This is a genomic window from Paenibacillus sp. NN59 (assembly GCF_057597225.1).
This window is the reverse complement of the sequence record NZ_CP199678.1, coordinates 36,258-60,133: the sequence shown is the minus strand read 5'-3', so window position 1 is coordinate 60,133 and position 23,876 is coordinate 36,258. Positions and strand designations below refer to the sequence as shown.

Here is a 23,876-nt window from a genome sequence, read left to right as displayed (position 1 = left end):
CATCAAAAACGTAGTGCATAGATAAGTACACCGATAAGTAGAATTACCGATAGAGCAAATGCATTTTTCAGCCATCGCGGTGTGCTGCTTCTGGAACGCCGGCGCATCTGTGTAGGACGTGCCATTAATTCCTTCCACGATTTTGCAGCATGGTCTGCATTCTGGAATTGTCCCCGTAGGGCCACTATAATCCATTCACGAAAAGGGGCCAGCCGTTCGCTTTTTTCCACCAACATCACAAGTTGACTCACATTCCGCAATTGTGGGAGGCCATCTGCAGCCAAAGACTTCAGCGCGTCCGCTTCCAAAATGTGAATCATCAAAAGCGCATACGCAAACACATCATATGTAGCATCCGCAGTTCGGCTACCTGCATTCCAAAATCCCCGGTCATACCATTCCGTGAACTGTTTAACGCTTCGTCCAATGGACGTTACACCGCCATAATCAATCAGCTCGACATGACCGTAATCGGACACGAGTACATTTTGAGGTTTGAGATCGCCAAATACCCAGCCTGCCTGATGTAATTGAGCGAGTCTCTGCAACAATCTTAATCCAACCAGCAGTGTCCAGTCCGTTCCCTGACGCCGAATGAAATGATGGAGAGCCTCACCCCGAACGTAGCGCATCACATAAAAAGGAATATCCCGTCCACGAACGGCATAATCATCCACATCTTTAAGATAGGAAGGAATGCCGCTCTGCCGAAGGGCTTCATGATTACGCTGTAATTGAAATGATTTGAGTACATTGATCTCCGATTGCAAATCAACCGGGTCAAATCCCATTTTGAGCGCATAATGTTTGCCATTCTCTCCACGCTGGACGAGGAAAACAACCCCATTGGCGCCTCTGCCCAGCAACTTTCGAATCGTATACCGACTTCGGTTCCATTTCCCCGTAATGACGGTTCCTGGCGGGAAAGAGGCATCAGACAACGTTGTCACCGAGCATCCCTTCTCTTTCAATGCGATAGTTCCCTTCTATTTCCTGCTGTTCCTCCAGTGTACCATAACGGTAAAAATCAATCACCTTCTGAATTGCAGGGCCTGTCGGTGTTGCACCCTTTGTTTGCAACCGTCCAAACAAGGAACGAACACGCCCGGGATCATCGGTCCAGTCGATATCCATTACCGCATCCTCTCCGCTGTGGCGGCCTGGAAAATGAAATACAGATAAACGACTTTTGCCTACTCGTGCCTGCAGGCTTAACATCAAATCCCGAATCCCTTCTTCTACTGCCGCCAGTTTCGGTTTCATACTTGCACTGACGTCAATCAGAAGTGTGACCTGCAGGGCGGCATTTTCCGTCAAATTGTCAATCACTTCCACAACCTGTGAGCGCTGGGCTGGTTCCAGATCCGTTACAGTCTTGGTCCCCTTCTCTCCCAAAATTTGTGTTAACTCTCTATTAACCGCCTGTTGAATGGTCTGAACCACTGTTTTTCTCGTCATCATCTGCATCGTATGGGCAAGCTGTCTTGTGCCTACAGTCTGACTGATGCCTCCGCCAGCTCTCGCAATATCCTCAATCTCCCGACTACCCAGCTCGCCAATCGTGCCATAATCAATTACACCTACGACATTGACTGTAATACCCTCTTCGCGTGCCTCCGCCGCTGCCAGTACCGGGCTTACCCCCACATTGGAACAACCGTCGGTGATCAACAAAATTTGTTTCATCCGATATCCCTCCGTTTTTCGTACTCTCCAACTCTATGACTAGCATTGCCACATTGAAGAGAGTTCAAACGGATTCGAATAGATTTAACTTACGGTGCGAGGACGCTCCATACGATTAATACCAGGCACACGTAAGGTGGCCCATTCCGGGCGATAATGTTCAACTTTGCCAACCACAACGGTCATGTCATCCAAAATCTCTTGCTGCTGATAGCGAATAACACTCTCAAGCAAGCAATCGGCGAGTTCCTGCGGATCATCCGTATGAATCTCTTGAATAAGTCGTTTCATCCATAGCTCTTTATTGACTGCATATCCTGGAGCATCATAGATGCCGTCCGTCATCATGATCAAGATATCACCCGGCTGTAACTGAAGGGTGACCAAATCGACCTCAATATCTTTAATGATCCCAATCGGTAGATTGCTCGCTGAAACTTGAATAACCTCCTGCCCACGTTTAATAAAGCTTGGGGTCGAACCAATTTTCATAAACGTTGTCTCTGCCGTATATTCATCGATCAATGCCATATCTACGGTGGCATACATCTCCTCTGGAGAACGCAGCATCAGCACAGAATTGACAGATTTGATTGCTAATTTCTCGTCCATGCCCGATTGAAGCAGTTGCTCCAAAATATTTAATGCAGCACTGCTCTCCATACGAGCCCGTTCCCCGTTGCCCATCCCGTCACTAAGTGCCACTGCAAACGTACCGTTGCCAAGCTCCACAGTGCTGAAGCTGTCTCCAGACATCACATCGCCTCCTTTAGCGGCGGCAGCTACACCTGTCGTGATCTCGAATGTCTTCGCTGAACCGAAGGTTACGGTTGCCAGTCCCTGACGGGGATCAGTCATGGTCTCATGCAACACAGCAATATGCTCGTCCAGCACGTTAGAGATCAGCGGAGCAATCATTTTACGGCATTCATCGAATCCTCTTGTATAAGCATGTACAATCTCAATCTCCACATTGCCAGCTTCCAGATTAATAATTTCTATAGAATGAATAGATAGTCCCAATGACTCCAGTGCATCCCGAATTTGTTCTTCCTGCTGTACCATCTCCTCACTTTCGCGTTGAATTTCTTTGGCCAAGTCCTCCATCACCTGTGATACACCCGACAATTGCTCAGCAACCAGCTGACGACTGTCCATAATCTGGCGTTTCCATTGCATATTATGCTGATGCAGGCCATATTGGGCACGCATCACTTCGAGTACCTCCTCCGGTTTGGCACACACCCGGTTCCATTCCACCGGAATTTGGTCACCTGACATCTCCGGGTTTGTCTCAATGGAACTCATCACATCGGTCATATAGCTATACGTTTGAATAAACTTCGTATCCCAGCATTGCGCACGCTTGAAGCACCCTGCACAAGTACCCTCAGCAACCGCGTTCATGAAATGATCCATCCCGCCTTCTTTATGTACCGGCTCTCCCGTGCCGGACATCTGATCGAAGCTGCGTGACAACTGACGGAATACCTGTGAGAAACGTGTTACTCGCTCCGCCGTAATATCCCGAATGCGTTTCGCATATTCATGCTGGGATTTGGTATGATCCTGTGTGCCTGGTACGTATTTGGAGATTGCTGTGAACATGCTTTTGGGTGTTAACATAAACAGGACGATAGCTGCACACGTCTCCCACAAGGAATTCATCACGTCACTTGGGCCGCCCAAGTAAATCGATAGAATAGATGAACCTAGCAACATCCCTAGGGCAACCCCCATACGTTTCCCCTCACGAAGCATACCTGCCAACATCCCGGCAAAAGCAAGCAGACTCATCTGATACACGGCAGACATATCGGCGAGACTCAGAATTAACCCCGTAATCACTCCAACCGATGCACCCAAGGGGGCTCCGCCCACCAGCGCAAAGACAAGAATGAGATAACGGGAAAGCATATGCTCCACCGAAAGAGACTGAATGGTCCACCCAACTGCCCCAGTCATCACGGAAGCCAGCAGGATGATCAGACACAAAATCTCCTCGTTCTTTAGGCTGAATTTTTTTTTGCGATACGTAAAAATGGGGATAGCCTGAATGAATACAAGGGTTAATACGAAACTTAGCACGGAATCCATGGTGAGCATCAACATCGCATACCAACTGAACGAAGGCCCAATCACAACGGCAAATAGCTTCACCATAAAAGTTGTCGTAAACACCATTACTGGTGCATAAGATAATTCAGCACGGTCGTAAGACTCGAGCCCTCTGAACAGCAGATAGAAGATGGCAATCTCAGAGGCTACAATTAGCGAAACCGGGAATGGTGCAAACAGACTCCCTGCGAGTAATGCCGCACCAACGGGTATCATATAATCCCTGCGCATAAAAGCAATCACGGCAAAGTATGCAATCGCAAAAGGAGTTAATTCATTCAAGATCATCGCCTTTCCCAATAAGAACCCCATAAAAGTAAGTAGCAACACCCATTTGCGAGATGCTACAGCCTGGACAGCCTTGCGGGAACCCAGCCACTGTTTCAGACGTACCGACAGCTCCTCACGAGCTGCAGCACCCCCCTTGCCTGCTTTCATCCCCGGAAATTGAATGACATTCCACTTCTCCATCATGCTCAAGGCACCCCATTCGATTATTTGATTTCGTGTTTCACTCTCGATGGTTCTGATTATAGATAGAATAGAAGACATAGTTTGTCAGAATAGCTGGACGAGCTTCAAAAAGTTTACGACAAAAGAAACCGCTGCGGCGCGATGGTGTGAAACCCTCGGCCTTATTGTGCTTTCTAGCATTTTTGAGCAAACTGTTGAACGGTGGCATGTCTGATTTTGAACGAGAAGTTAGAGGGTGTCGTCATGATCTGAGCAGAATAACTGGAGAATGCCATGGAAACCTGTCGGTAAAAAATGGGAGACGACAAATGTTCTTATTCTCCCCTGCACAATGTAAATCATGAAGAAATCATGTCGCGTTTTACCTGAAAATAAACTCCTAACCGATGTTTCATCGAAATATGAAATGGTCATCAGATTATATAAAATAAGCACAAAAAAACCGTTAGCCAGTAGGCTAACGGTTTTACTTATATATTCAAATCAGGTTGAAACAGATTACACACGCTTAGCGCCGCGGCCACCACGTTTGCCTTCTGTATTCTTCTTGAGCGAAGAGATCCGTTCCTCGCTATCTTTCAGGAAGCGTGACATTTTATCCTCAAATGAAGGTTTGCCTGCTGCGGGCTTGAAAGAACGGCCTCCGCGGTCACGGTTAAATCCACCGCCGCCACCACCACGACCTTGGCCACCACTTGGGCCTCCGCCGCTGAATCGTTCGCGATCTCCTCCACTGCGTTCCGGTCTAGGAGCTCTTGGGGGTCTGGATTGAGTTTGTTGCTCTACCGGTTTGTCAACAGCCTGTTTGATGGAAAGTCCGATCTTGCCGTCTTTGTCAACGTTGATAACCTTTACTGTGACTTGGTCATTCAGCTTCAGGTGGTCGTTGACATCTTTGACGTAATTGTCGGCGATTTCCGAGATGTGAACGAGACCCGTGACACCTCCTGACAGATCCACAAATGCTCCAAAATGCGTGATTCCTGTCACCTTGCCCTCTAACTTGGTGCCCACTTCAATTGCCATAGAATAAAATGATCCTCCCTTAAAAATATACAACCCGATTTTTTGAATGCCAAAATCATGCTGTGCTAAATGTAATTATACCTTATGCCATAAACCAAGGTCAACTGAGCACTACCCCATTGTAACGCCTATTTTTTCCGGTTTACGCGCATAAGACTCATGGAAAACAAACCTTGCTCAGCAAAAGACTGGATTCCATCAGTTCCCTGACCCTTCGACCTGAATTGGTGTTTCTTCAGGAAGATAGTAACCTTTTTTTCGTGCCAGCTGTCCTATGTATTCAGGGTCCTTCAACCGACTGACCTCATACTTCAGCTGCTCGAGCTGTTTCTGCGTATCCTGCTGCGAAGTTTGCTGTGTGGCCAAGTAATCACTCTTGTCCGAAATTTGCGCATTCTGTACAAGAAACGTATATCCTGCCCAGATCGCAAACACAGCAACAAATGTCAACCAAAGCATCAGACGCCTTCGTGCACCAGCAGACTTTCCCTGGTTAGCTGGGCTCTTCTTACTACCCACAGGTATTCTACTCATTCCCCGGACGACCTCCTTAAAACCAGCGTTTCCATATCGTTGCAATTCTTGTACCCGCTTGGATCATCCATCGAGGCGTTACCCAATATCTCAGTAGCGGCCTAAACATCCAGCGGAACAACTTGCCGAAAGGGATTAAACATTGCAACACCAGCTTGCCCAGGAATAACAGGATCGCGATGATGAAACCAAATAATACACGAACCAATCTGTATATTCCCTTCGCTGGCACAACAATCAGGATGTTAAGGATATGTCCACACCACTGGATGAGTGTTCTCGCGAGTTTAATTAACATTACCACAAAACGCTGGGTTGTAACACTTAAAAGCCAAAAATAGAAGCAAACTCCGATAATCAGCCCCAAAAAGACATAAAACCGCAACTGTCCGTGGTTTCCGGCATACAACATCCGGAAAACGAACAGTGCGGAAGCGACCCAATACAACAGGTCTAACGTGTGGATGCTCCACCTCGGAAATCGCAGCTGTCCTGACAGTACCCGGTAACTGTCATAAGCTACACCCATCACAACTCCCGATAACACCATCCAGGTCAGTGTGATCCACTGCGCATCCAGAATCATCGGAACATCTTGCCAAACAGGCCTTTGCTGTTTTTGGACTGGGAACCGGGATCGAGATACTGAAGTGAACTGACCGTACCCTCAATGGATAAAAGACCTTCCTCCAGGCTCAGGTTTTTGATATGTAAATTGTGCCCCCGGATCGTCAGATGCCCAAGTTCGGTCTGAAGCAAGAACTCCTCACTGTCAAAGCTCTCCACATTCGAAACCCCTGTTAGATCCAGCAGTTTCCTATTTTGCATGTTTAGATAGTGTTGTTTAGCTTTTCCGTGCTCAGCCATGGCATGTACCCCTCCTTCTTTAGTACCTAGCTTATGGATGAGATACCCAGATTAGAACTCCTGTCTCTTTGATCTTTCCATTTGTCTCTGGGAAAAAACATAAAAGCGTCCTCCCTTTACTGGGAGAACGCTTCATTTAAATGATCTAAAGATGTATCAGAAATTTCTGTTACCAATCCATCCCGTTATCCTTGGCAATCGGCTCTTCCTTAACCAAGGTATAGAGGCTGCTTGCCTCATCCTTCTTGGTACTCTCAGCAAGACGCTCCACCTTCACGGTGACTAGCTTCTGACCGAACTGAACCGTCAGCTCATCGCCTACCTTGACAGCAGCGCTGGGCTTGGCTTCCCGTCCATTTACAAGAACACGTCCCTGTTCAGAAACATCCTTGGCTACAGTACGGCGTTTGATCAACCGAGATACCTTCAGGAATTTATCAAGACGCATTATTTTACAGCTTCTTTAAGTTTGTTACCTGCTTTGAATGCAGGAACAGTGGACTCAGGAATCACAATCTCATTCCCTGTTTGTGGGTTACGTCCCGTACGACCAGAACGTTTGCGGGTCTCAAAAGTGCCAAAGCCGATCAATTGTACTTTGTCTCCGCTGGCAAGTGCATCTGTAATTTCTCCTAAAAAGCCGTTCAATACGGACTCGACATCTTTCTTTGTCAAACCGCTTTTGTTTGAAATGTTGTTGATCAGGTCTGTTTTGTTCATGTTAAAAGCCTCCCAAATTGAAAAAAAAGTATCTGCGAGCCTTGGCTGTTTTAAAATAACCAAGTTGATTCTCGCACGGTTACTACACATGTATTCTGGCTTTCATGCTAAATTCCTGCCTTGACCAACGACTTTTTTTAACTTATGCCGTTGCATGACAGAGAATCATCTTAGTCCAGTACCCGATATGATGTCTCTTCAAACACCAGACTCAATATAATGCTGAACACACGTTCGTATCATCATAACACACTGCCGAGCCTGATGGAATACGGTGTCTGGGTATTTTTACAAATCAGTAAAATCAGAGCCCGGCCTTCTTTGCCTGTTGCCAGAACCGTTCCATCTCTTCTACCGTACTTTCCGCAGGTGTTTTGCCCTGTTCACGCAACCGATCCTCAATGTACTGAAACCTTGCCACAAACTTGCGGTTCGTGGCGGCAAGAGCCTCCTCCGGATCTGTGTCAATAAAACGTGCCACATTCGCCGTGGCAAATAACACATCACCGAGTTCAAGCTTGCGTGCTTCTGCATCATGCCCTTGTTGTACCGCTTCTCTGAGTTCAGCCAGTTCTTCTTCGATCTTGGCAAAAACGCCCTCCACATCATCCCAGTCAAAGCCAACTTTGGCGGCCTTCTTCTGGAGCTTATATCCTTTCATAAGTGCAGGCAGATCACGGGGGATACCGTCCAGTACGGAAGTTTTTTCTACGTCCTGGCCTTTACGTTTTTTCTCCTCTGCTTTCATCTGTTCCCAGTTTTGCAGGGCTTCATTCGCGTCTTCGGCTTGATTATCGCCAAATACGTGCGGGTGACGGAAAATCAACTTGTCATTAAGTCCTTCTATAACGTCATATACGTTGAATGTGCCAACCTCTTCCTCCATCTGAGAATGCAACATAATTTGCAACAACAGATCACCCAGTTCTTCTTTCATGTGATCCGGGTCATCCTCATCGATAGTTTCAATCACTTCGTATGTCTCTTCAATCAGGTTTTTACGAATCGACTGATGTGTCTGCTCCTGATCCCATGGACAGCCACCCGGACTGCGAAGAATGTTTACGATCTCGTGCAATCGCGCGAAAGAACGGCGGCGTAGTGCATCATCTGTATTTTTCGGCACATAGATCAGCGACAGGTTTCCATATCCGGGGGTACGATCCAACTCATGCAGTGGTACCTTATGGATGACTTCCTGATCTTGTACACCAAGTGCATGACCCACAAACACCGGATAATCATCCGGGTATACTTCCATTAGACATAGCTTCACATCGGATGCCGTAAAACCGTCGTAGACTTGTCCAATCAACGTATGCAGCTGGGGTTGTATCAATTCGGGGCTGAGGCTACTTGCATCAAGCAGTTGAAAGCCTTCAATAGGGTCGAATCCCAGTCGGATAAAGGCTTCATCCAGGAAGCTCTCTCCGCCCATAATACGTAAGGAAATGCCCTGCTGCGGACAACGTTCTTTCAAAAGTCGTACACTGGCTTCGGCCACCATTGGATGGCCTGGTACAGCATAGACAATCTCGGTGCCTGCATCGCCGCTACGAGCCGCATCGATTAATTGGTTCGCAATCTCATCGTAAACCTCCGGGAAGGAGGATTTGGACTCATAGATGGTGTCAAACGACGTCATCTCTAGCCCTTCCTGCTGTAAATCATTCAAGACAGGATGATCCAGTGTGCGTACATACAATGTAGCCGCATGTTTCATTTTTTTAATAATACCTAAAGTCAGTTGGTCCGCATCTCCAGATCCAAGACCTACCACTGTCAAAGCTGCACTCATTACACTTAACCTCCATCCGAACCATCCTGTTTTCCGGGCTACCTCTAACTCATGTAACATTTCAATGTGCGCATGAGCATCTCTCTTTTTTATCTGAACAGGATGGCACTCAATAATTAAACGTATTATACCAGAATCTGTCGATATCCTATAATTGCATCTGCTTAGCTGTTTCATGCTGTTCAGTCGTACTGGCTCTCCATCAACTTACACTATAGCAACTATGATTTGGCTAGCGCAGTACACGCAGTCTGCGCAACAGCTGCGCCAGACGCGGCCCCAGCTTCGGCAAGGCCGCCAGCTCTGCGGCGGTCAGTAACCCTGTCCGGGCCGCGGCCAGCACAAACACGGCTGCGCCTGCGGCAATGCCCAGCAGGCTCACGCCCATCGCAGCCAGCCGATGCGTGGCTGCGATGCCCAAGCCGCCGAGCACTGCTTCGGTGGCCCAGGCCATGCCTAGCGCCGCCAGGCTCATGGCGGCGATCACCAGCGCCGGCTTCGCCAAGACGGCGCCAGGAGCAGGGCGCATGGCGGTGAGCCGCGCCAGAAGCAGCACATTCAGGCTAGCCGCCAGCATATAGGCGGCTGCACCTGCAAGTGCCGCGCCGCTGATGCCCAGCGCTGGCACAAGCATGACGTTCAGCAGCACCTTGACGCCTGCGGCGGCCAGCATGCTGAACGCAGGAGCACGCACGGCGCCGAGGCCTTGCAGCAGCGCCGCCGCGATGATGCTGACGGTGCTACCTGCAGCCGTCAGCGCCATATACCGCAATGCTTCGGTGCCTGCGGCATCCCCGTACAGCATGCGGTTAATCGGGTCTGCCAGCACCGCAAGTCCTGCAGAGGCTGCCAGACCGATCAGCCAGAACCAGCGCAGCGCCATGCCCGCTTGCTTCCTGACGGCTTCTGGCCCGCCCTTCAGGCGCGCTTCGGCCATCGCCGGAATAAACAGCACCGAGAGTGACGTGGCAAGCATCGTCACCAGCTGCACCAGCGGCAATCCGCGGTTGTATATGCCGAAGGATACCATCGTTTGCATATCATCCAGCCCTTCACCACGTAGCAGACGTGGAACGGTAAAGGTGTCCACCAGATTCATCAGGGGCACTGCCAGCGATCCAAGACAAACCGGAATGGCATAGACAAGCAAAGTACGCATCCATTCGGCATTTGAGCGTCTGATCTTCCGAACTTGACCGCTTCCTCCAACTACTGCAACGTCATGTTCCACTACTTCGGTATGCCGATCTGCCCCTGAATCCAAAGACTCTTCACATACTGCCTCGCCCTTTTTCTTGCGATCTTCTATGTACATCGGCTCTCTATCCATCGAATGTACTTCCTGCTCTTTCCGCCGATGTCTATATACGAATCCCAACATGACAATGAGCCCTGCACATCCTCCGGCTACCGAGCCTAACATTGCCCCGGAAGCAACCGTTTCAAGCGAAGCATCCTGGCGGATCAGCCATAATAACACCACAATCATGACCGTGACCCGCACCGTCTGTTCGACCACCTGAGATACCGCTGTAGGCACCATCTGCTGCATCCCCTGGAAGTATCCACGTAAACCCGTCATCAGCGGTACACATAACAAGGCCAGGGATGCTGCACGGATGGAAGGAATCACATGCTGATTCCCAATCAGACCTGCAATCCACGGCGCACTTCCATACATCACCATCGCGGTAATCATGCCTAATCCGCCAAGCAACATCGAAGATATTCGTATAATTCTTCGGCTCTCGTCTGGTCTGCCGAGGGCATTCTGTTCAGCTACAAATTTGGATACAGCCAAGGGCAACCCAGCCGCAGCCAGCGTAATAATGAGCATATATAACGGATAGACCGTATTGTAGATACCAAAGACACCGTCTCCCCCCAGATTTTGAAGAGGAATTTTTTGAAAAGCACCAATGATTTTGGAGATAATGGCGGCAAGCCCAAGGATAAAAGCACCCTGTAGCAGCCTTGTTCCTGAAGATGGCTGTTTTGTCAATTTCCCGGTTCCTTCCATGTGTATTCTGGCATTCAACGAAGCATAAAGCTTCCTTTGCTATTATACCTGCCAGAAGGCACACAATACGAACATCCTTTGAGCCACAACCTGTGATCAGATCAAAACCTCTAGCCTCCCTGAAAGAAAGCTGCATCGGAAGCATATGCCTCGCCTTTATCACCGGATTTTCCCCCTTTGGAAAAGGGAATCCAAAAAAAATCCTGGGGATAACCGCTACTCTCCAGGTTATTCTGTCATCGGAGTACCTGTGTAAATACCTATAGTTCAACTTATATGTAAAAAGCAAAAACTCCCGTATGCCCGGTTCAGGCTCACAGGAGTCCATCTGCTATCTATTGTTCCATTTGTTTGCCAAGGAAGCCAGCAGCCGTCTCAGCCATTTTGGTCTCCATCTGAGACATCTTCACGGATTCATCCTTGTTGAACAGGATAACGGTTCCGATGGGATCACCACCAGAGATAATTGGCGCGATAACAAAAGAGGATAACGTCTCGTCATGATCTTTGCTAAGCTCATAAGTACCATTGGTTGCTTCCATAATTGTCTTACGGTTTTCCATGCAACTCTCCACAAGGCTGCCAACCTGTTTATCCAAATACTCTTTCTTGGAGCCGCCTGCCACCGTGATAATGGTATCCCGGTCAGAAATCATCGTAACGTGACCTGTACTCTCATACAACGATTCCGCATATTCTTTGGCAAAATCACCAAGTTCGCCAATAGGCGAATATTTTTTAAGAATAACTTCTCCATCCCGATCCACAAAAATTTCAAGCGGATCTCCCTCACGAATACGCAACGTACGACGGATTTCTTTAGGAATGACCACACGACCCAGGTCATCTATACGGCGGACAATACCAGTAGCTTTCATTTACATGTTGCCCCACTTTCTCGAGAAGATTTTTCAACTACTGTTCCTTAATGGGTAGAGGAAAGTCCCAGAACGTTTAGTGTGATTTCTTGACCATAGTATTCATCTGTTCCCATATCCTTATACATGCTTTGCGGAATATCGTGGTTTAACTTTTTTATAAAGTAATAAAAATTGTATCTCCAGTCGTTTACGCTCCATGTAAACCAAAAAACGAAGCAACAGAAAGAACCGTAGTTCTCCCTGTACTTCGTTATAGGTTGTCCATATTACGGTGAATATAACCCGGTTCAGCAAGCTTCTTAGGCTTCTCTGAAACGCATGTTAAAATCACTGTGAATCAGACTATTTACTGCTTGTACCTTCTTCGGTTTTTGCATCTTTGTCTGTTCCTGTTGTACCTTGATCTGTTTTTGCATCTGTACCTTTAGAATCGGTTTTTGATCCATCTGTTTTCGTGCCTTCTGTACCAGTACCTGTCGAACCTTCAGTAGTGCCTTCCTCTTTTTTCTCCGTTTTTGGAAGTTTCACTTCTTTGATGATTTTATCCAGCTCTTTTTGCATAAACGTATCGATTTGAGCAGCCGCCAGTTGGCTTTTCAGTGTCTCTTTTTGCTCTGCCGTCAACTTGGAGTAATCTGCTTCCGTACGTGCTTCCACTTTCATGATGTGATAACCGTACTCTGTTTCAACCGGATCACTGATTTTGTTCAGCGGCAATGTTTTTGCAGCTTCCTTGAAAGAATCTACCCAATTCGCAACAGGTGTATTTTCATAAAGTCCGCCTTTTTCAGCAGATCCCGGATCTTCGGAATATTTTTTCGCAATCTCAGCAAAATCAGCGCCGCCATCCAGTTTCGCTTTTACTTCTTTTGCAAGCTTCAACGTGTCTTCTTTTTTACGATCTTTTTGCGTTTTAGGATCTTTAAAAGTAATCAGCACATGACGTACAGAAGCTGTTGTATACTGATCTTTGTTTTTCTCAAACTCTGCCTTCATGGCATCTTCGGTTACGCCTGTTTCTTTATCTTTGATTACCGTCATAATACGGGTCATGTAATCTTTAATGTTTTGGTCTGTCAGTTTTTGAGTCTTTAACATTTCAGTCCATTGCTCTTCCTTCACGGAAGCCTTCATTTTGTCGAATTGTTCAGATGCTGTTTTGGCTCCAGCCGTTTTGGCATCTTCACTTGCTTTGCCACTCAAATATTCATAAGCAATCTCTTGCTTCACGAGATATTCTTTAAAATCATCCATCTCCATCATTTGTGCATATTCCGGATAGAGGAATTTCATGACACGTTGTTCCATGTCGAATTCATTCGCTGTAATTGTGCCACCATCATACGTAGCTACAACAGCACTTTTATCTGTTGATTCCGGTGCTTTTGCTTCTTCCTTCTTGCCACATGCAGCAAGCAAGGACAGGGACAGTACTGCTACCATACCTACGGACAGCACTTTTCCCACTTTTTTATACTTTGCTAACATCTTTTAGTTCCCCCTTTGATTTAAAAGCAGTCTTCATGGATTCCAGAAACTTTTCTACCAGCTCCATCAGTTGCTTATCCCCAAGACCCTTGCCTTTGACATGAATCAGCATATGGGGTCCTTGTTCAAATTGTACACGTCTTTCGAACTGATTTCCAATGTGTGCGATTTTTGACAACTCGAAGGCATGTTCACGTCCTTCATAGAACTTGACTGTAAGATCATCGCCACGCTGTGTGATGGACTCAATACCATAGATTTTGCCATACACTTTGAGGCGGGCTACTGCCATCAAATTAATTACAGCTTCCGGTAAATCACCGAAGCGGTCAACCAGTTCGTCTTCCAGTTCCATTGCATCGTCGAAGGAAGCAATCACTGCGACCTTTTTATAGATCTCAATCTTCTGAATACTGTCATAAATATAATCCGATGGCAAGTAGGCATCGATACTGAGATCTAGCGTTGTATTCCACTGATCAGAAGGAACGGGCTCTTCACCCAGCATGGTAACTTTACGTTTGTTAATCTCTTCCGCCAGCATCTGTGAGTACAGATCGAACCCGACGGAGGCGATAAAGCCATGCTGTTCTGCTCCAAGCAGGTTACCGGCCCCACGGATGGACAAGTCTCGCATTGCAATTTTGAAGCCTGAACCAAGCTCTGTGAATTCCTTGATCGATTGCAGACGCTTCTCGGCAACTTCGGTTAACACTTTGTCCCGTTGGTATGTGAAATACGCATAGGCAATCCGGTTAGACCGTCCTACCCGTCCACGCAACTGATACAGCTGGGAAAGTCCCATTTTGTCTGCATCATGCACAATGAGTGTATTTACATTCGGAATGTCCACACCTGTTTCAATGATACTCGTGCTCACCAGCACATCATACTCTCCGTCCAGGAAGTCGAGAATCGTCTTCTCCAGCTCGGTTTCTGTCATCTGCCCATGCCCAACACCCACTTTGGCTTCTGGCACCAGATCCGAGATTTCGGCTGCCATCTCCTGAATGCCTTGTACCCGGTTGTAGAGATAATATACCTGACCACCACGCGCCAACTCACGCTCAATCGCTTCACGAACAAGAGCCTGACTATGCTCTACCACGTAGGTCTGAACGGGGAAACGGTTCTCTGGCGGTGTCTCAATAACGGACAAGTCACGTACACCCAACATGGACATGTGTAAAGTACGCGGAATCGGGGTTGCCGTGAGGGTCAACACATCCACGTTGGTTTTGAGCTTCTTGAGCTTCTCTTTATGTGTTACACCAAAACGTTGCTCCTCATCGACAATAAGCAATCCCAGATCTTTAAACACCAGATCCTGTGACAGCAAGCGATGCGTACCAATAACAATGTCTATTGTACCGGCTTTGATACCTTTGGCGGTCTCATTCTGTTCCTTGCGGGAACGGAATCGGCTAAGAACATGAATGTTAAACGGATAACCGGAGAACCGCTCACGGAACGTTTCATAGTGTTGCTGAGCTAAAATTGTGGTCGGAACCAATACCGCTACCTGTTTGCCCTCGATTGCCGCTTTAAATGCAGCCCGAATCGCAACTTCAGTTTTCCCGTAACCAACGTCTCCACACAATAAACGATCCATGGGACGGTTTTGTTCCATATCTTTTTTGATTTCTTCAATCGCGCGCATCTGATCACGTGTCTCATCGTAAGGGAACATGTCTTCGAATTCTTGTTGCTCTGCGGAATCCTTGTCGAACCCATAGCCTTTAGATGTTTGACGTTCTGCGTACAGCTTGATCAGATCATCGGCGATATCCTGAACGGATGAACGAACCTTATTTTTAACCCGTGTCCACTCGTTACCGCCCAGCTTGTATATTTTAGGCTCCTTCTCTTCGGAACCCACATATTTCTGAATAAGATCAATCTGTTCAATCGGAACAGACAATTTGTCGCCGCCTGCATACAGAATGTGCATGTAGTCTTTGTGAATACCAGCAACCTCAAGCGTACCAATCCCGAGGTATTTACCAATTCCGTGGTTCTGGTGAACGACATAATCGCCCACTTTCAGCTCGCTATAGGATTTGATACGCTCGGCATTATCGATGTTTCGAATCGGTTTACGGGCTTTACGCTGCTTCTGTGAGAACATCTCACCTTCTGTGATCACCGCCAAATGAATGGACGGCATCTCAAATCCCGTTTGCAAATTGCCATTCAGCATCTCCGGCTCAGGAATGTCGTAATCCTGCAATACCCGGCGCATCCGGTCCATCCGTTCCTCACCATTCGCAAGCATCAACACCTGAACACCGGCTTTCTGCCAGCGTTCCATCTCCGCCTTCAGCACGTTCATCTGTCCGTGGAAATCCTGCATGCCACGGCTGATAAAGTTCAGAATATTCTGTGGCTGGGTATGCGGAACCTGACGCAAAAAGATCGACATAAAGATGGTCTGGAATGGACGCTCATAGAGCAAATCATCCCCATCTGCCGATAACGGCAGATCCGGCAAGGTTTTACCATTTTGCATCAGATGCAAGTTCCACTCCGATTCGTCTCTGTCCAGTTGTTTCGAGGTTTCCGACAATCTCGCCGGCTCATCCATCACTAGAATGGTATCTTCTGGCATATAGTCATAAATCGTTTTATTTTCAGGATAAAGCGGGGAGATGTATTTGTACATTTCCGAAAAGTAGACATGCTGACGCAGCAACTCAATCTCCCGATGCATCTCTTCCCGAAGGCGCAACTTGGCCTGGCGATCTGTCATTTTCTCCAGCTGCTGTTCAAGCAAAATTGCTGCCGTATCCGCTGCCTTCTCCATACGCTCCTGATCAGCGATTAACTCTTTACATGGCAAAACAGTAATTTCCTCTATCCGTTCAATGGAACGCTGATCCGCAGGGTCAAATGTACGAATGGAATCGATTTCGTCGTCAAATAACTCCACCCGATATGCAATCGATGAAGTCACTGGATAGAAGTCGATAATGCCTCCACGTACACTCATCTCTCCGCGAGATTCAACTCGCTCAACACGTTCATAGCCAAGCGTTACCATCTCAAGCAAGAACGAATCCAGTTGAAGCGTGCTGCCTTGCTTAATCTGGATATGTGCATTTGCCATGACTTCCGGGAGCGGAACATAACGTCTTACCCCTGAAAAAGGAATGACAACAATGCCCCTGAAACCCTGGGCGCAACGAACCAATACTTCAATGCGCTGAGCAAGTGTCTCCGGACTAGATACCGCTGCCTCAGCAGCAACAAGTTCATTCGCAGGATAGATCAACACCTGATCTGATGAAAGCGCTTCCTGTAAATCTTCCGCTATTTTTTGTGCGGCAAACATATTATGTGTCACGACGAGCAGTGGTCGATCCATCTCTTGGTGCAGCGTAGCCAGCATGATCTGACGAGCCGAACCGGATAGGCCCGAAACCAATTGCTCCTTCATGCCGGATTTAACCCCGGCTGTAATGGACGCAAAGTCCGGATCTTTGGAAAAAGCCTGTATGAGTGCTTGTAACAAAAGGGGCACCTCTCTTATAACTTTCTTGATTATAGATTATTGCACATCGATGTGCAGCATCTTCGGTCATTGGAATTTTTTAAAAACTGGATACTTATTCCTTTTTGTCCTGTTTCATCATAAAGGATTACTCCAAACATTTCCACATCTGTTCCTACAGGACCACTCTGAATCCTATTACAAAGTTGAATATACCCTTGATTCTGTCCCAACTGAAAAGAAGCCTCAGCAGGCTGCCAAGGCTATAAAAAGGGCAAACCGCTGTAACTGCGGTCATCCTCTCTGTCATTTTTCAACATTTATCCATTCCATAGCATTAATTAAATCCCTACAGGCAATAGCTACTGGAGCGGATTTGCAAGCAGGCTCAGCTCGGGGTTGTGTTCCAACGCTTCCTTACAATAATCGCATGTAATCCGAACGGTAACATCACCACCGGAATTATACGCTATTATATCCCTCCGCTCGTCGGGGGTCAAGAAATGAAAACCGAGCTGTGCTTCCGTAATTTTAGCCGAATCAATCTGGCCAATAAAGGTACGGCAATGCCGACATACATAATTCACTGACATAGTTATGCCTCCTGAACATGGTTTATACATCCAGTATGCCCAGGTTGTCCGAATCAAAGTCGTCAATTAATCTTTTTTTCAGTGTAAATTCCATATTACTGGAATGCATCAGCCGTTGAATTTCGCCATCGTTTGCTCGAACGTATTCGTCAAACTATATTCCAGCGCATCACATGTTTGCTCAATCGTCTGCTCCAGCGCTTCTTTTTCTTTCTTCATGAACGTTGACAGTACGTAGTCTACAATGGCATGTCCCGGATCAGGCCTTGATATCCCCATACGAACCCGGTTGAACTGCTGTGTACCTGTGTGCTGAATAATGGACTTGATTCCATTATGTCCACCGGCGCTACCCTGATAACGCAATCGTAACTTGCCTATTTCTGTATCCATATCGTCGTATACAACGATTAGATCTTCCAGGTTCACTTTATAAAAATCCATATAAGCTCGTACCGATTCACCCGAGAGGTTCATATAGGTCATCGGTTTGATCAGTACTGTTTTGACGCCTCCAATGTTGCCTTCTCCGATCAGTGCTTTACACTTGTTCTGTGTAATCGAAATGTTATGGCGATCTGCCAATCGATCCAGTGCCATAAAACCGATATTATGCCGGGTTTTGGCATAGTTTGAACCTGGATTCCCAAGTCCGACAATCCACTTCATCTTGTTCCCTCCTTCGAGCATCCATTAGGTGAGGCATAGACTTCGAATGTTATATTTCATATAATATCAGGAAAGTACGTATTGAACATTTATCCACCCAGGAAGGTGAGCGGGTTTTGCGCGAAGATAACGGACAACTGACTCAACATAGTGACTTTATTTATCATCTGGAACATCACGTGCCTGTGCAGGTGTACGACCGTGATACCCATATCGAGATTGGTGTGATTACCCGTTTCGATAGTCAATTTGTCGAAATTGCCGATACACTCTTTCACAGACGCCGCTTCCGTTTTATTTCCCGCCCGGGATATTAATGCGCCAGGCGGTTTTCTATCACATTAAAAACGGCACGCCGACAGGGGTTACATTTTCCGTTCAACCGGAAGACGTAACCCCTCTACTACTTTATGCAGACATCCTATTCAATTTCAAACAGCTTGCTGATTGACAATTCCTCATGAACCCGGATGATGGCTTCCCCAAGCAATGGTGCTACAGAAAGCACTTTAAGTTTGCTTGTTGGATTTGCATGTGTAATTGGAATTGTATCCGTCACGATGACTTCCTTCAGCGGTGCATTTTCCAAACGTTCCATCGCAGGGCCAGACAATACCGGGTGAGTACAGCATGCATATACTTCCTTCACGCCGCCTTCCATCAGAGCATTCGCTCCCAGTACAATTGTTCCGGCAGTATCAATGATGTCATCTATCAGAATCGCTGTTTTGCCTTCGATATTACCGATAATATTCATAACTTCGCTGACGTTCGGCTCAGGACGACGTTTGTCGATAATCGCAAGCGGTGCATTCAGGAAATCAGCCAGTTTGCGCGCACGAACCACACCACCGTGGTCAGGTGACACTACAACCGGGTTTTCGATCTGTTTCGAGCGGAAATATTGCGCCAGAATCGGCACACCCAGCAGATGATCGACTGGAATGTCGAAGAATCCCTGAATCTGCATCGCATGCAAATCCATTGCGATTACACGTGTTGCGCCTGCTTTTTCAATCAGGTTGGCAACCAGCTTGGCCGTAATCGGGTCACGTGAACGTGCTTTGCGATCTTGGCGCGCATAGCCGTAATACGGAATAACTACGTTGATTGTTTTGGCCGATGCACGTTTTAATGCATCAATCATGACCAGCATTTCCATCAGATTGTCATTAACCGGCAAGCAAGTTGACTGCACGATATATACGTGGCAACCACGAACACTCTCGGAGAGTTTCACTTGAATCTCGCCATCACTAAAGCTGGTTGTATGAGATTCACCCATAGGAATCCCGATATAATCAGCAATTTGATGAGCAAGCTTGGGGTTAGAATTGCAAGTAAATATTTTTAATTTCGAGTCAAAATAAGTCATAAAATAAAAACCCTCCGTGCTGGTTCATTGGAATCTATAAGCGTCTGCGACATGTCGGCACCTCCCGGGTAACGGGAGGCAATTGGTTATCAAAACCCCTTATTCGGGTTTGGCGTTTTGTTTCTTGGCTTTTGCACGTCCGCGGATTTTCTCCGCATAACCTGCTTTGTTTTCCTGACGTGGACGAGCAATCGCCAGATCATTCTCAGGAACGGAATGTGTTACGGTGGAGCCTGCAACGACATAAGCGCCTTTACCAACCGTAATCGGTGCGATCAAATTAACGTTGCTACCTACAAAAGCATCATCTTCAATGGTTGTTATAGCTTTATTATATCCATCATAATTGACCGTTATTGCCCCGCAACCAACATTTACGTTCTTACCTACCTGCGCATCCCCGATATAACTGAGATGTGACACTTTAGATCCTTCATCAATTGTAGCATTTTTTACTTCAACAAAGTCACCAATTTTTACGTTACGACCTAACTTGGTGCCAGGGCGCAGATTGGCAAAAGGACCTACGGTTGCATCAGGACCAACTTCTGCCTGGGATAGCACCGAATGTTTAATCGCAGCACCATCTTGGATGATACTGTCTTCAATATCTGCATGAGGACCGATATGACATGCTTCACCAATCGAAGTAGTGCCTTTAAGAACGGTTCCCGGATACAGTACTGTGTCTGATCCAATCGTAACATCTGCTCCGATATATGTCGATGAAGGATCAATAATCGTTACCCCGTTCAACATATGGCGCACAGCCAGACGTTCCCGCATATATGCTTCTGCTTGTGAAAGAGCAAGTCTGTCATTAACCCCGATGGATTCAGCGATATCGTCAGACATATAAGCTTCGACGACTTCGCCCTCGCTCTTGAAAATGCCGACAACGTCTGTCAGATAATACTCGCCCTGCGCGTTCTGGTTCGTAACCTTCTCCAGTGCGGCAAACAGCTTTGCATTGTCAAAGCAATACGTGCCTGTATTAATTTCCTTTACGGCATCTTCTTGCGGTGTGCAATCCTTTTGTTCAACGATTCGTTGTACGGAACCATCTTGCCCGCGGATTACGCGTCCGTATCCCTTAGGATTATCGAGCTCAGCTGTGAGTACTGTAGCGGCTGCGCCACTTTCCTCATGCAACTTCATCAGACCTTCCAACGTTTCGCTGGTAACGAGAGGTGTGTCGCCACAGACTACAATCGTTGACCCATGTTCATTGCCGAGCAGGGATTTGACCTGTTTCACGGCATGACCAGTACCGAGCTGTTCCGCTTGAAGAGCGTACTCCGCTCTGGAACCTAAAAATGACTGCACCGCTTCGGCCCCATGTCCGACAACAACTACGCTGCGTTCAACGCCTGCACGAAGCGCTGCATCCAGCACATGTCCGACCATCGGTTTACCGCATACGGGATGCAGTACTTTGTACAATTTGGATTTCATTCGTTTGCCCTGCCCTGCGGCTAGAACAATTGCCATGCGTTTCAAAATTAACGACCTCCTGTTCTGAAAACCCCATTGAATTCCTTACACATTCATCTCCAATGAGAATCATTCAGCCGGCTTCAAGCCGGTCTTGTTCATCGCCTGCTGTCTCTGTAATCACGCGTAACAACATAGTCACGAGTGGATCATGACCTCATAAGTAACGCCGTGTACCTGCGAGCTTAACTGAATCCCAACGATTCCTAAGATGCCGCTCTGCTACCGAACGCAGGATGCGCTCCGGTTCTCTTTTGAATAAACTCAATACTGAATATATCTTATTCCGATCAAAAAGAAAAGAGAGCCATAAGACATGGCTCTCTTTTCCTTCGAACCCCAATAATGTTCTCAGGCACCTTCTTCAATGACTTCTTCCTCAGTAGCTGCACGATCGTACTCAGTTAATACTGCTGCCTGAATCTTCTCACGCGTACCAGAAGAGATCGGGTGGGCGATATCACGGAACTCTCCGTCAGGAGTCCGCTTGCTCGGCATTGCAACAAACATTCCGTTGTTACCATCGATGACACGAATGTCATGAACGACGAATTCGTTATCGATGGTAATGGATGCGATAGCTTTCATTCTCCCTTCCGAGTTAACGCGGCGGAGTCTGACATCCGTAATTTGCATGTGTGTGTTCACCACCTTTTTCCATCAGAACTTGGTGTATAATTCCACACAGCCTATACGAACTCCTTCTTTTCACGACCATAAAAATATCCTAATTTCAGGAATTTTTTTATTTAATACACAATTCGACAACGTTAGTGCCAGGTCGATGGAAAAGAACCTTTCCCGACATGTAATTCGTCATTATTCTACAGGTCGAAATAGTTACCCGGCGAGACAGAAATGTGTCTGCTCTTGGCATCAACCGCTGTCAGCTTCGCGAGAGATACATAATCCGTCAGCAGACGCTCCTCTGAATCTACCGAACCCGATTCCACCAACACGCCAACTCCCGCCACCGTTGCATTGAACTCTGCAAGCAGATCAATCATGCCTTGAACGGTACCTCCGGCTTTCATGAAATCATCCACGATCAGTACACGGGAATGCTCTTTCATCGCCCGGCGAGATAGGGACATGGTATGCAGACTTTTGTGCGATCCCGATACATAATTAATACTTACGGCTGATCCTTCCGTAGCCTGATGGTCCCTGCGAACGAGTACAACAGGAAGGTTAAGCTGGGCTCCAGTCGCATAAGCTAGCGGGATGCCTTTGGTTTCCACCGTCATGACTACATCAATATTCATATCGCCAAAAGCCGTTGCAAAGATTTTGCCCGCTTCATTCATCAGGGCCGGCTGTCCAAGAAGATCTGACATATACAGATACCCTCCCGGTAAAATCCGATCCGGCTGCGCAAGCTGTGTAGACAGCCGCTCAGCAAAAGCAAGAGCATGTTCTTCCGATACTTTCGGAATCCACTTCACCCCACCAGCAGCTCCTGCCAGCGTATGCAGTTCTCCCGACCCACCTTCTTCGAACACTTCCTTGATAATAGCCAGGTCCTCGCTAATAGACGACTTGGCAGCACCATAACGTTCGGCAAATGTGGTGAGCGGAATCACCGTATGTGGTCTGGATAATAAGTATTGCGTCATTTCAACCAGCCTTGCGCTTCGTTTTAACTTCTTCACAGAGATCCATCCTCACGATCACGGAAACATCCAAATCCGAATAATTATTTAAAAATATACCACCTTTATACGTGTTTGTACATTATAAAATAGTAAATTTACGTTAACAACCGTACAGCGTATACCTCTTTGCAGAACCCCCGAAGTCCGTTATAAATACGTGCAACTTTGGCTTCTTTGGACACAAGTCCAAATACCGTTGGTCCACTGCCAGACATCAACACTCCGTCTGCTCCAAGACGAATCATCGCATCTTTGAGATGCTGCACTTCCGGATACAGCTTGAGCGTCACATCCTCCAGCACATTACCCAGCTGACTACACACCTCTGTAAAGGATTGGCTTCGAATCGCCTGCTCCATTCGGGATGCACTTGGATGCCGAACAATCTTGTCACTGCGGAATCGTCCATATACATCTGCTGTGGACACATTGATTGGGGGTTTGGCTAAAATAACCCAGCACTGAGGCGGATTAGGAATCGGGGTTAACTTCTCCCCCCGCCCTGTTGCCAGTGCAGTGCCGCCTGTAATACAGAACGGAACATCCGAGCCCAGTTCTGCACCAAGCTCTTGCAACTCCTGATCCGGTATATTCAGCCGCCATAGACGGTTTAATCCACGCAACGTTGCGGCTGCATCACTGCTACCGCCGGCAAGGCCAGCAGCTACCGGAATTTTTTTATCCAGATGAATGTGGACCCCTGTACGCACGTTGTAACGTTCTTTAATTAGTCTTGCCGCCTGAAAGGCCAGATTCTTCTCATCCAGCGGAATATAACCCGCTTGGCTTGAGATGACAATCGTATCTCGAGGAAGTTCCGACATCTCCAGTCGATCCGCCAGATCAACCATCGTCATGATCATTTCAACTTCATGAAATCCATCACTTCTTTTATGTAGAACATCCAACATCAAATTAATTTTAGCAGGCGCTTTTTCGTAAATTTTCAAGACGTTCACCCGTCCTCACCTTTTCCCTAAGACAACTT

At 47.1% G+C, this 23,876-nt stretch carries 22 protein-coding genes; 1 reads left to right on the top strand and 21 read right to left on the bottom strand.

What is annotated here, in order from left to right; genetic code table 11:
- Window positions 1-2: 2 nt before the first annotated feature.
- From ACT89M_RS00275 to pth, 16 genes are all read right to left on the bottom strand, one after another.
- The gene (locus tag ACT89M_RS00275; protein WP_090924624.1) at window positions 3-950 is read right to left on the bottom strand and encodes a protein kinase domain-containing protein; all 948 of its coding nucleotides are present in this window, start codon (window positions 948-950) and stop codon (window positions 3-5) included.
- Window positions 934-1,686, bottom strand: coding sequence for a VWA domain-containing protein (locus tag ACT89M_RS00270; RefSeq protein WP_154892088.1), 753 nt, complete (start codon window positions 1,684-1,686; stop codon window positions 934-936). The genes ACT89M_RS00275 and ACT89M_RS00270 overlap by 17 nt, the downstream gene beginning before the upstream one ends.
- Window positions 1,687-1,770: 84 nt before the next feature.
- Window positions 1,771-4,278 (bottom strand): stage II sporulation protein E, encoded by a 2,508-nt coding sequence (gene spoIIE, locus ACT89M_RS00265; protein ID WP_186809871.1) that lies wholly within the window; start codon window positions 4,276-4,278, stop codon window positions 1,771-1,773.
- Between the two features lie 498 nt (window positions 4,279-4,776).
- Window positions 4,777-5,304 carry a S1 domain-containing RNA-binding protein gene (locus ACT89M_RS00260; protein ID WP_090924622.1) on the bottom strand — a complete coding sequence of 176 codons (528 nt, stop codon included), beginning with the start codon at window positions 5,302-5,304 and terminating at the stop codon, window positions 4,777-4,779.
- Between the two features lie 198 nt (window positions 5,305-5,502).
- Entirely contained in the window at window positions 5,503-5,838 is a 336-nt protein-coding gene (locus ACT89M_RS00255; RefSeq protein ID WP_154892089.1) for a septum formation initiator family protein, read from the bottom strand.
- Between the two features lie 16 nt (window positions 5,839-5,854).
- Window positions 5,855-6,424: a spore cortex biosynthesis protein YabQ gene (gene yabQ / locus ACT89M_RS00250; protein ID WP_154892090.1), complete on the bottom strand. Its 570-nt coding sequence runs from the start codon at window positions 6,422-6,424 to the stop codon at window positions 5,855-5,857.
- Window positions 6,421-6,705 (bottom strand): sporulation protein YabP, encoded by a 285-nt coding sequence (gene yabP, locus ACT89M_RS00245; RefSeq protein WP_090924619.1) that lies wholly within the window; start codon window positions 6,703-6,705, stop codon window positions 6,421-6,423. The genes yabQ and yabP overlap by 4 nt, the downstream gene beginning before the upstream one ends.
- A gap of 169 nt (window positions 6,706-6,874) precedes the next feature.
- Window positions 6,875-7,153 (bottom strand): RNA-binding S4 domain-containing protein, encoded by a 279-nt coding sequence (locus ACT89M_RS00240; protein ID WP_090924618.1) that lies wholly within the window; start codon window positions 7,151-7,153, stop codon window positions 6,875-6,877.
- Entirely contained in the window at window positions 7,153-7,425 is a 273-nt protein-coding gene (locus ACT89M_RS00235) for an HU family DNA-binding protein (protein ID WP_090924617.1), read from the bottom strand. Before ACT89M_RS00235 ends, ACT89M_RS00240 begins: the two co-directional genes overlap by 1 nt.
- A 304-nt stretch (window positions 7,426-7,729) precedes the next feature.
- A complete protein-coding gene (gene yabN / locus ACT89M_RS00230) occupies window positions 7,730-9,223 on the bottom strand; it encodes a bifunctional methyltransferase/pyrophosphohydrolase YabN (RefSeq protein ID WP_090924616.1) in 1,494 nt (497 codons plus the stop codon).
- A 232-nt stretch (window positions 9,224-9,455) separates the two neighbouring features.
- Window positions 9,456-11,243, bottom strand: coding sequence for a putative polysaccharide biosynthesis protein (locus tag ACT89M_RS00225; RefSeq protein WP_154892104.1), 1,788 nt, complete (start codon window positions 11,241-11,243; stop codon window positions 9,456-9,458).
- Window positions 11,244-11,578: 335 nt separating this feature from the next.
- The gene (gene spoVT / locus ACT89M_RS00220) at window positions 11,579-12,121 is read right to left on the bottom strand and encodes a stage V sporulation protein T (protein ID WP_090924614.1); all 543 of its coding nucleotides are present in this window, start codon (window positions 12,119-12,121) and stop codon (window positions 11,579-11,581) included.
- A 345-nt stretch (window positions 12,122-12,466) separates the two neighbouring features.
- A complete protein-coding gene (locus ACT89M_RS00215; RefSeq protein WP_154892091.1) occupies window positions 12,467-13,612 on the bottom strand; it encodes a peptidylprolyl isomerase in 1,146 nt (381 codons plus the stop codon).
- Window positions 13,596-17,123 carry a transcription-repair coupling factor gene (gene mfd / locus ACT89M_RS00210; RefSeq protein ID WP_154960448.1) on the bottom strand — a complete coding sequence of 1,176 codons (3,528 nt, stop codon included), beginning with the start codon at window positions 17,121-17,123 and terminating at the stop codon, window positions 13,596-13,598. The genes ACT89M_RS00215 and mfd overlap by 17 nt, the downstream gene beginning before the upstream one ends.
- A 341-nt stretch (window positions 17,124-17,464) precedes the next feature.
- Complete coding sequence (fin, locus tag ACT89M_RS00205; protein ID WP_090924611.1) at window positions 17,465-17,695, bottom strand: anti-sigma-F factor Fin; 231 nt, start codon at window positions 17,693-17,695, stop codon at window positions 17,465-17,467.
- Between the two features lie 108 nt (window positions 17,696-17,803).
- The gene (gene pth, locus ACT89M_RS00200; protein ID WP_308723514.1) at window positions 17,804-18,364 is read right to left on the bottom strand and encodes an aminoacyl-tRNA hydrolase; all 561 of its coding nucleotides are present in this window, start codon (window positions 18,362-18,364) and stop codon (window positions 17,804-17,806) included.
- A 116-nt stretch (window positions 18,365-18,480) separates the two neighbouring features.
- Between pth and ACT89M_RS00195 the strand changes: the two genes are divergently transcribed.
- Window positions 18,481-18,681: a hypothetical protein gene (locus ACT89M_RS00195; protein ID WP_090924609.1), complete on the top strand. Its 201-nt coding sequence runs from the start codon at window positions 18,481-18,483 to the stop codon at window positions 18,679-18,681.
- A gap of 104 nt (window positions 18,682-18,785) precedes the next feature.
- Here the strand turns inward: ACT89M_RS00195 and ACT89M_RS00190 are convergent, their stop codons facing one another.
- The 5 genes from ACT89M_RS00190 to ispE all read right to left on the bottom strand — a co-directional run bounded on the left by ACT89M_RS00190 (window position 18,786) and on the right by ispE (window position 23,838).
- Window positions 18,786-19,739, bottom strand: a complete 954-nt coding sequence (locus tag ACT89M_RS00190) for a ribose-phosphate diphosphokinase (protein ID WP_017691370.1) — start codon at window positions 19,737-19,739, stop codon at window positions 18,786-18,788.
- A gap of 99 nt (window positions 19,740-19,838) precedes the next feature.
- The gene (gene glmU / locus ACT89M_RS00185; RefSeq protein WP_373323339.1) at window positions 19,839-21,230 is read right to left on the bottom strand and encodes a bifunctional UDP-N-acetylglucosamine diphosphorylase/glucosamine-1-phosphate N-acetyltransferase GlmU; all 1,392 of its coding nucleotides are present in this window, start codon (window positions 21,228-21,230) and stop codon (window positions 19,839-19,841) included.
- A gap of 354 nt (window positions 21,231-21,584) precedes the next feature.
- Window positions 21,585-21,869 carry a septation regulator SpoVG gene (gene spoVG / locus ACT89M_RS00180; protein ID WP_017691372.1) on the bottom strand — a complete coding sequence of 95 codons (285 nt, stop codon included), beginning with the start codon at window positions 21,867-21,869 and terminating at the stop codon, window positions 21,585-21,587.
- Window positions 21,870-22,057: 188 nt separating this feature from the next.
- Window positions 22,058-22,885 (bottom strand): pur operon repressor, encoded by an 828-nt coding sequence (gene purR, locus ACT89M_RS00175; protein WP_090924607.1) that lies wholly within the window; start codon window positions 22,883-22,885, stop codon window positions 22,058-22,060.
- A 98-nt stretch (window positions 22,886-22,983) separates the two neighbouring features.
- Window positions 22,984-23,838, bottom strand: coding sequence for a 4-(cytidine 5'-diphospho)-2-C-methyl-D-erythritol kinase (ispE, locus tag ACT89M_RS00170; RefSeq protein ID WP_154892105.1), 855 nt, complete (start codon window positions 23,836-23,838; stop codon window positions 22,984-22,986).
- Window positions 23,839-23,876 lie beyond the last annotated feature (38 nt).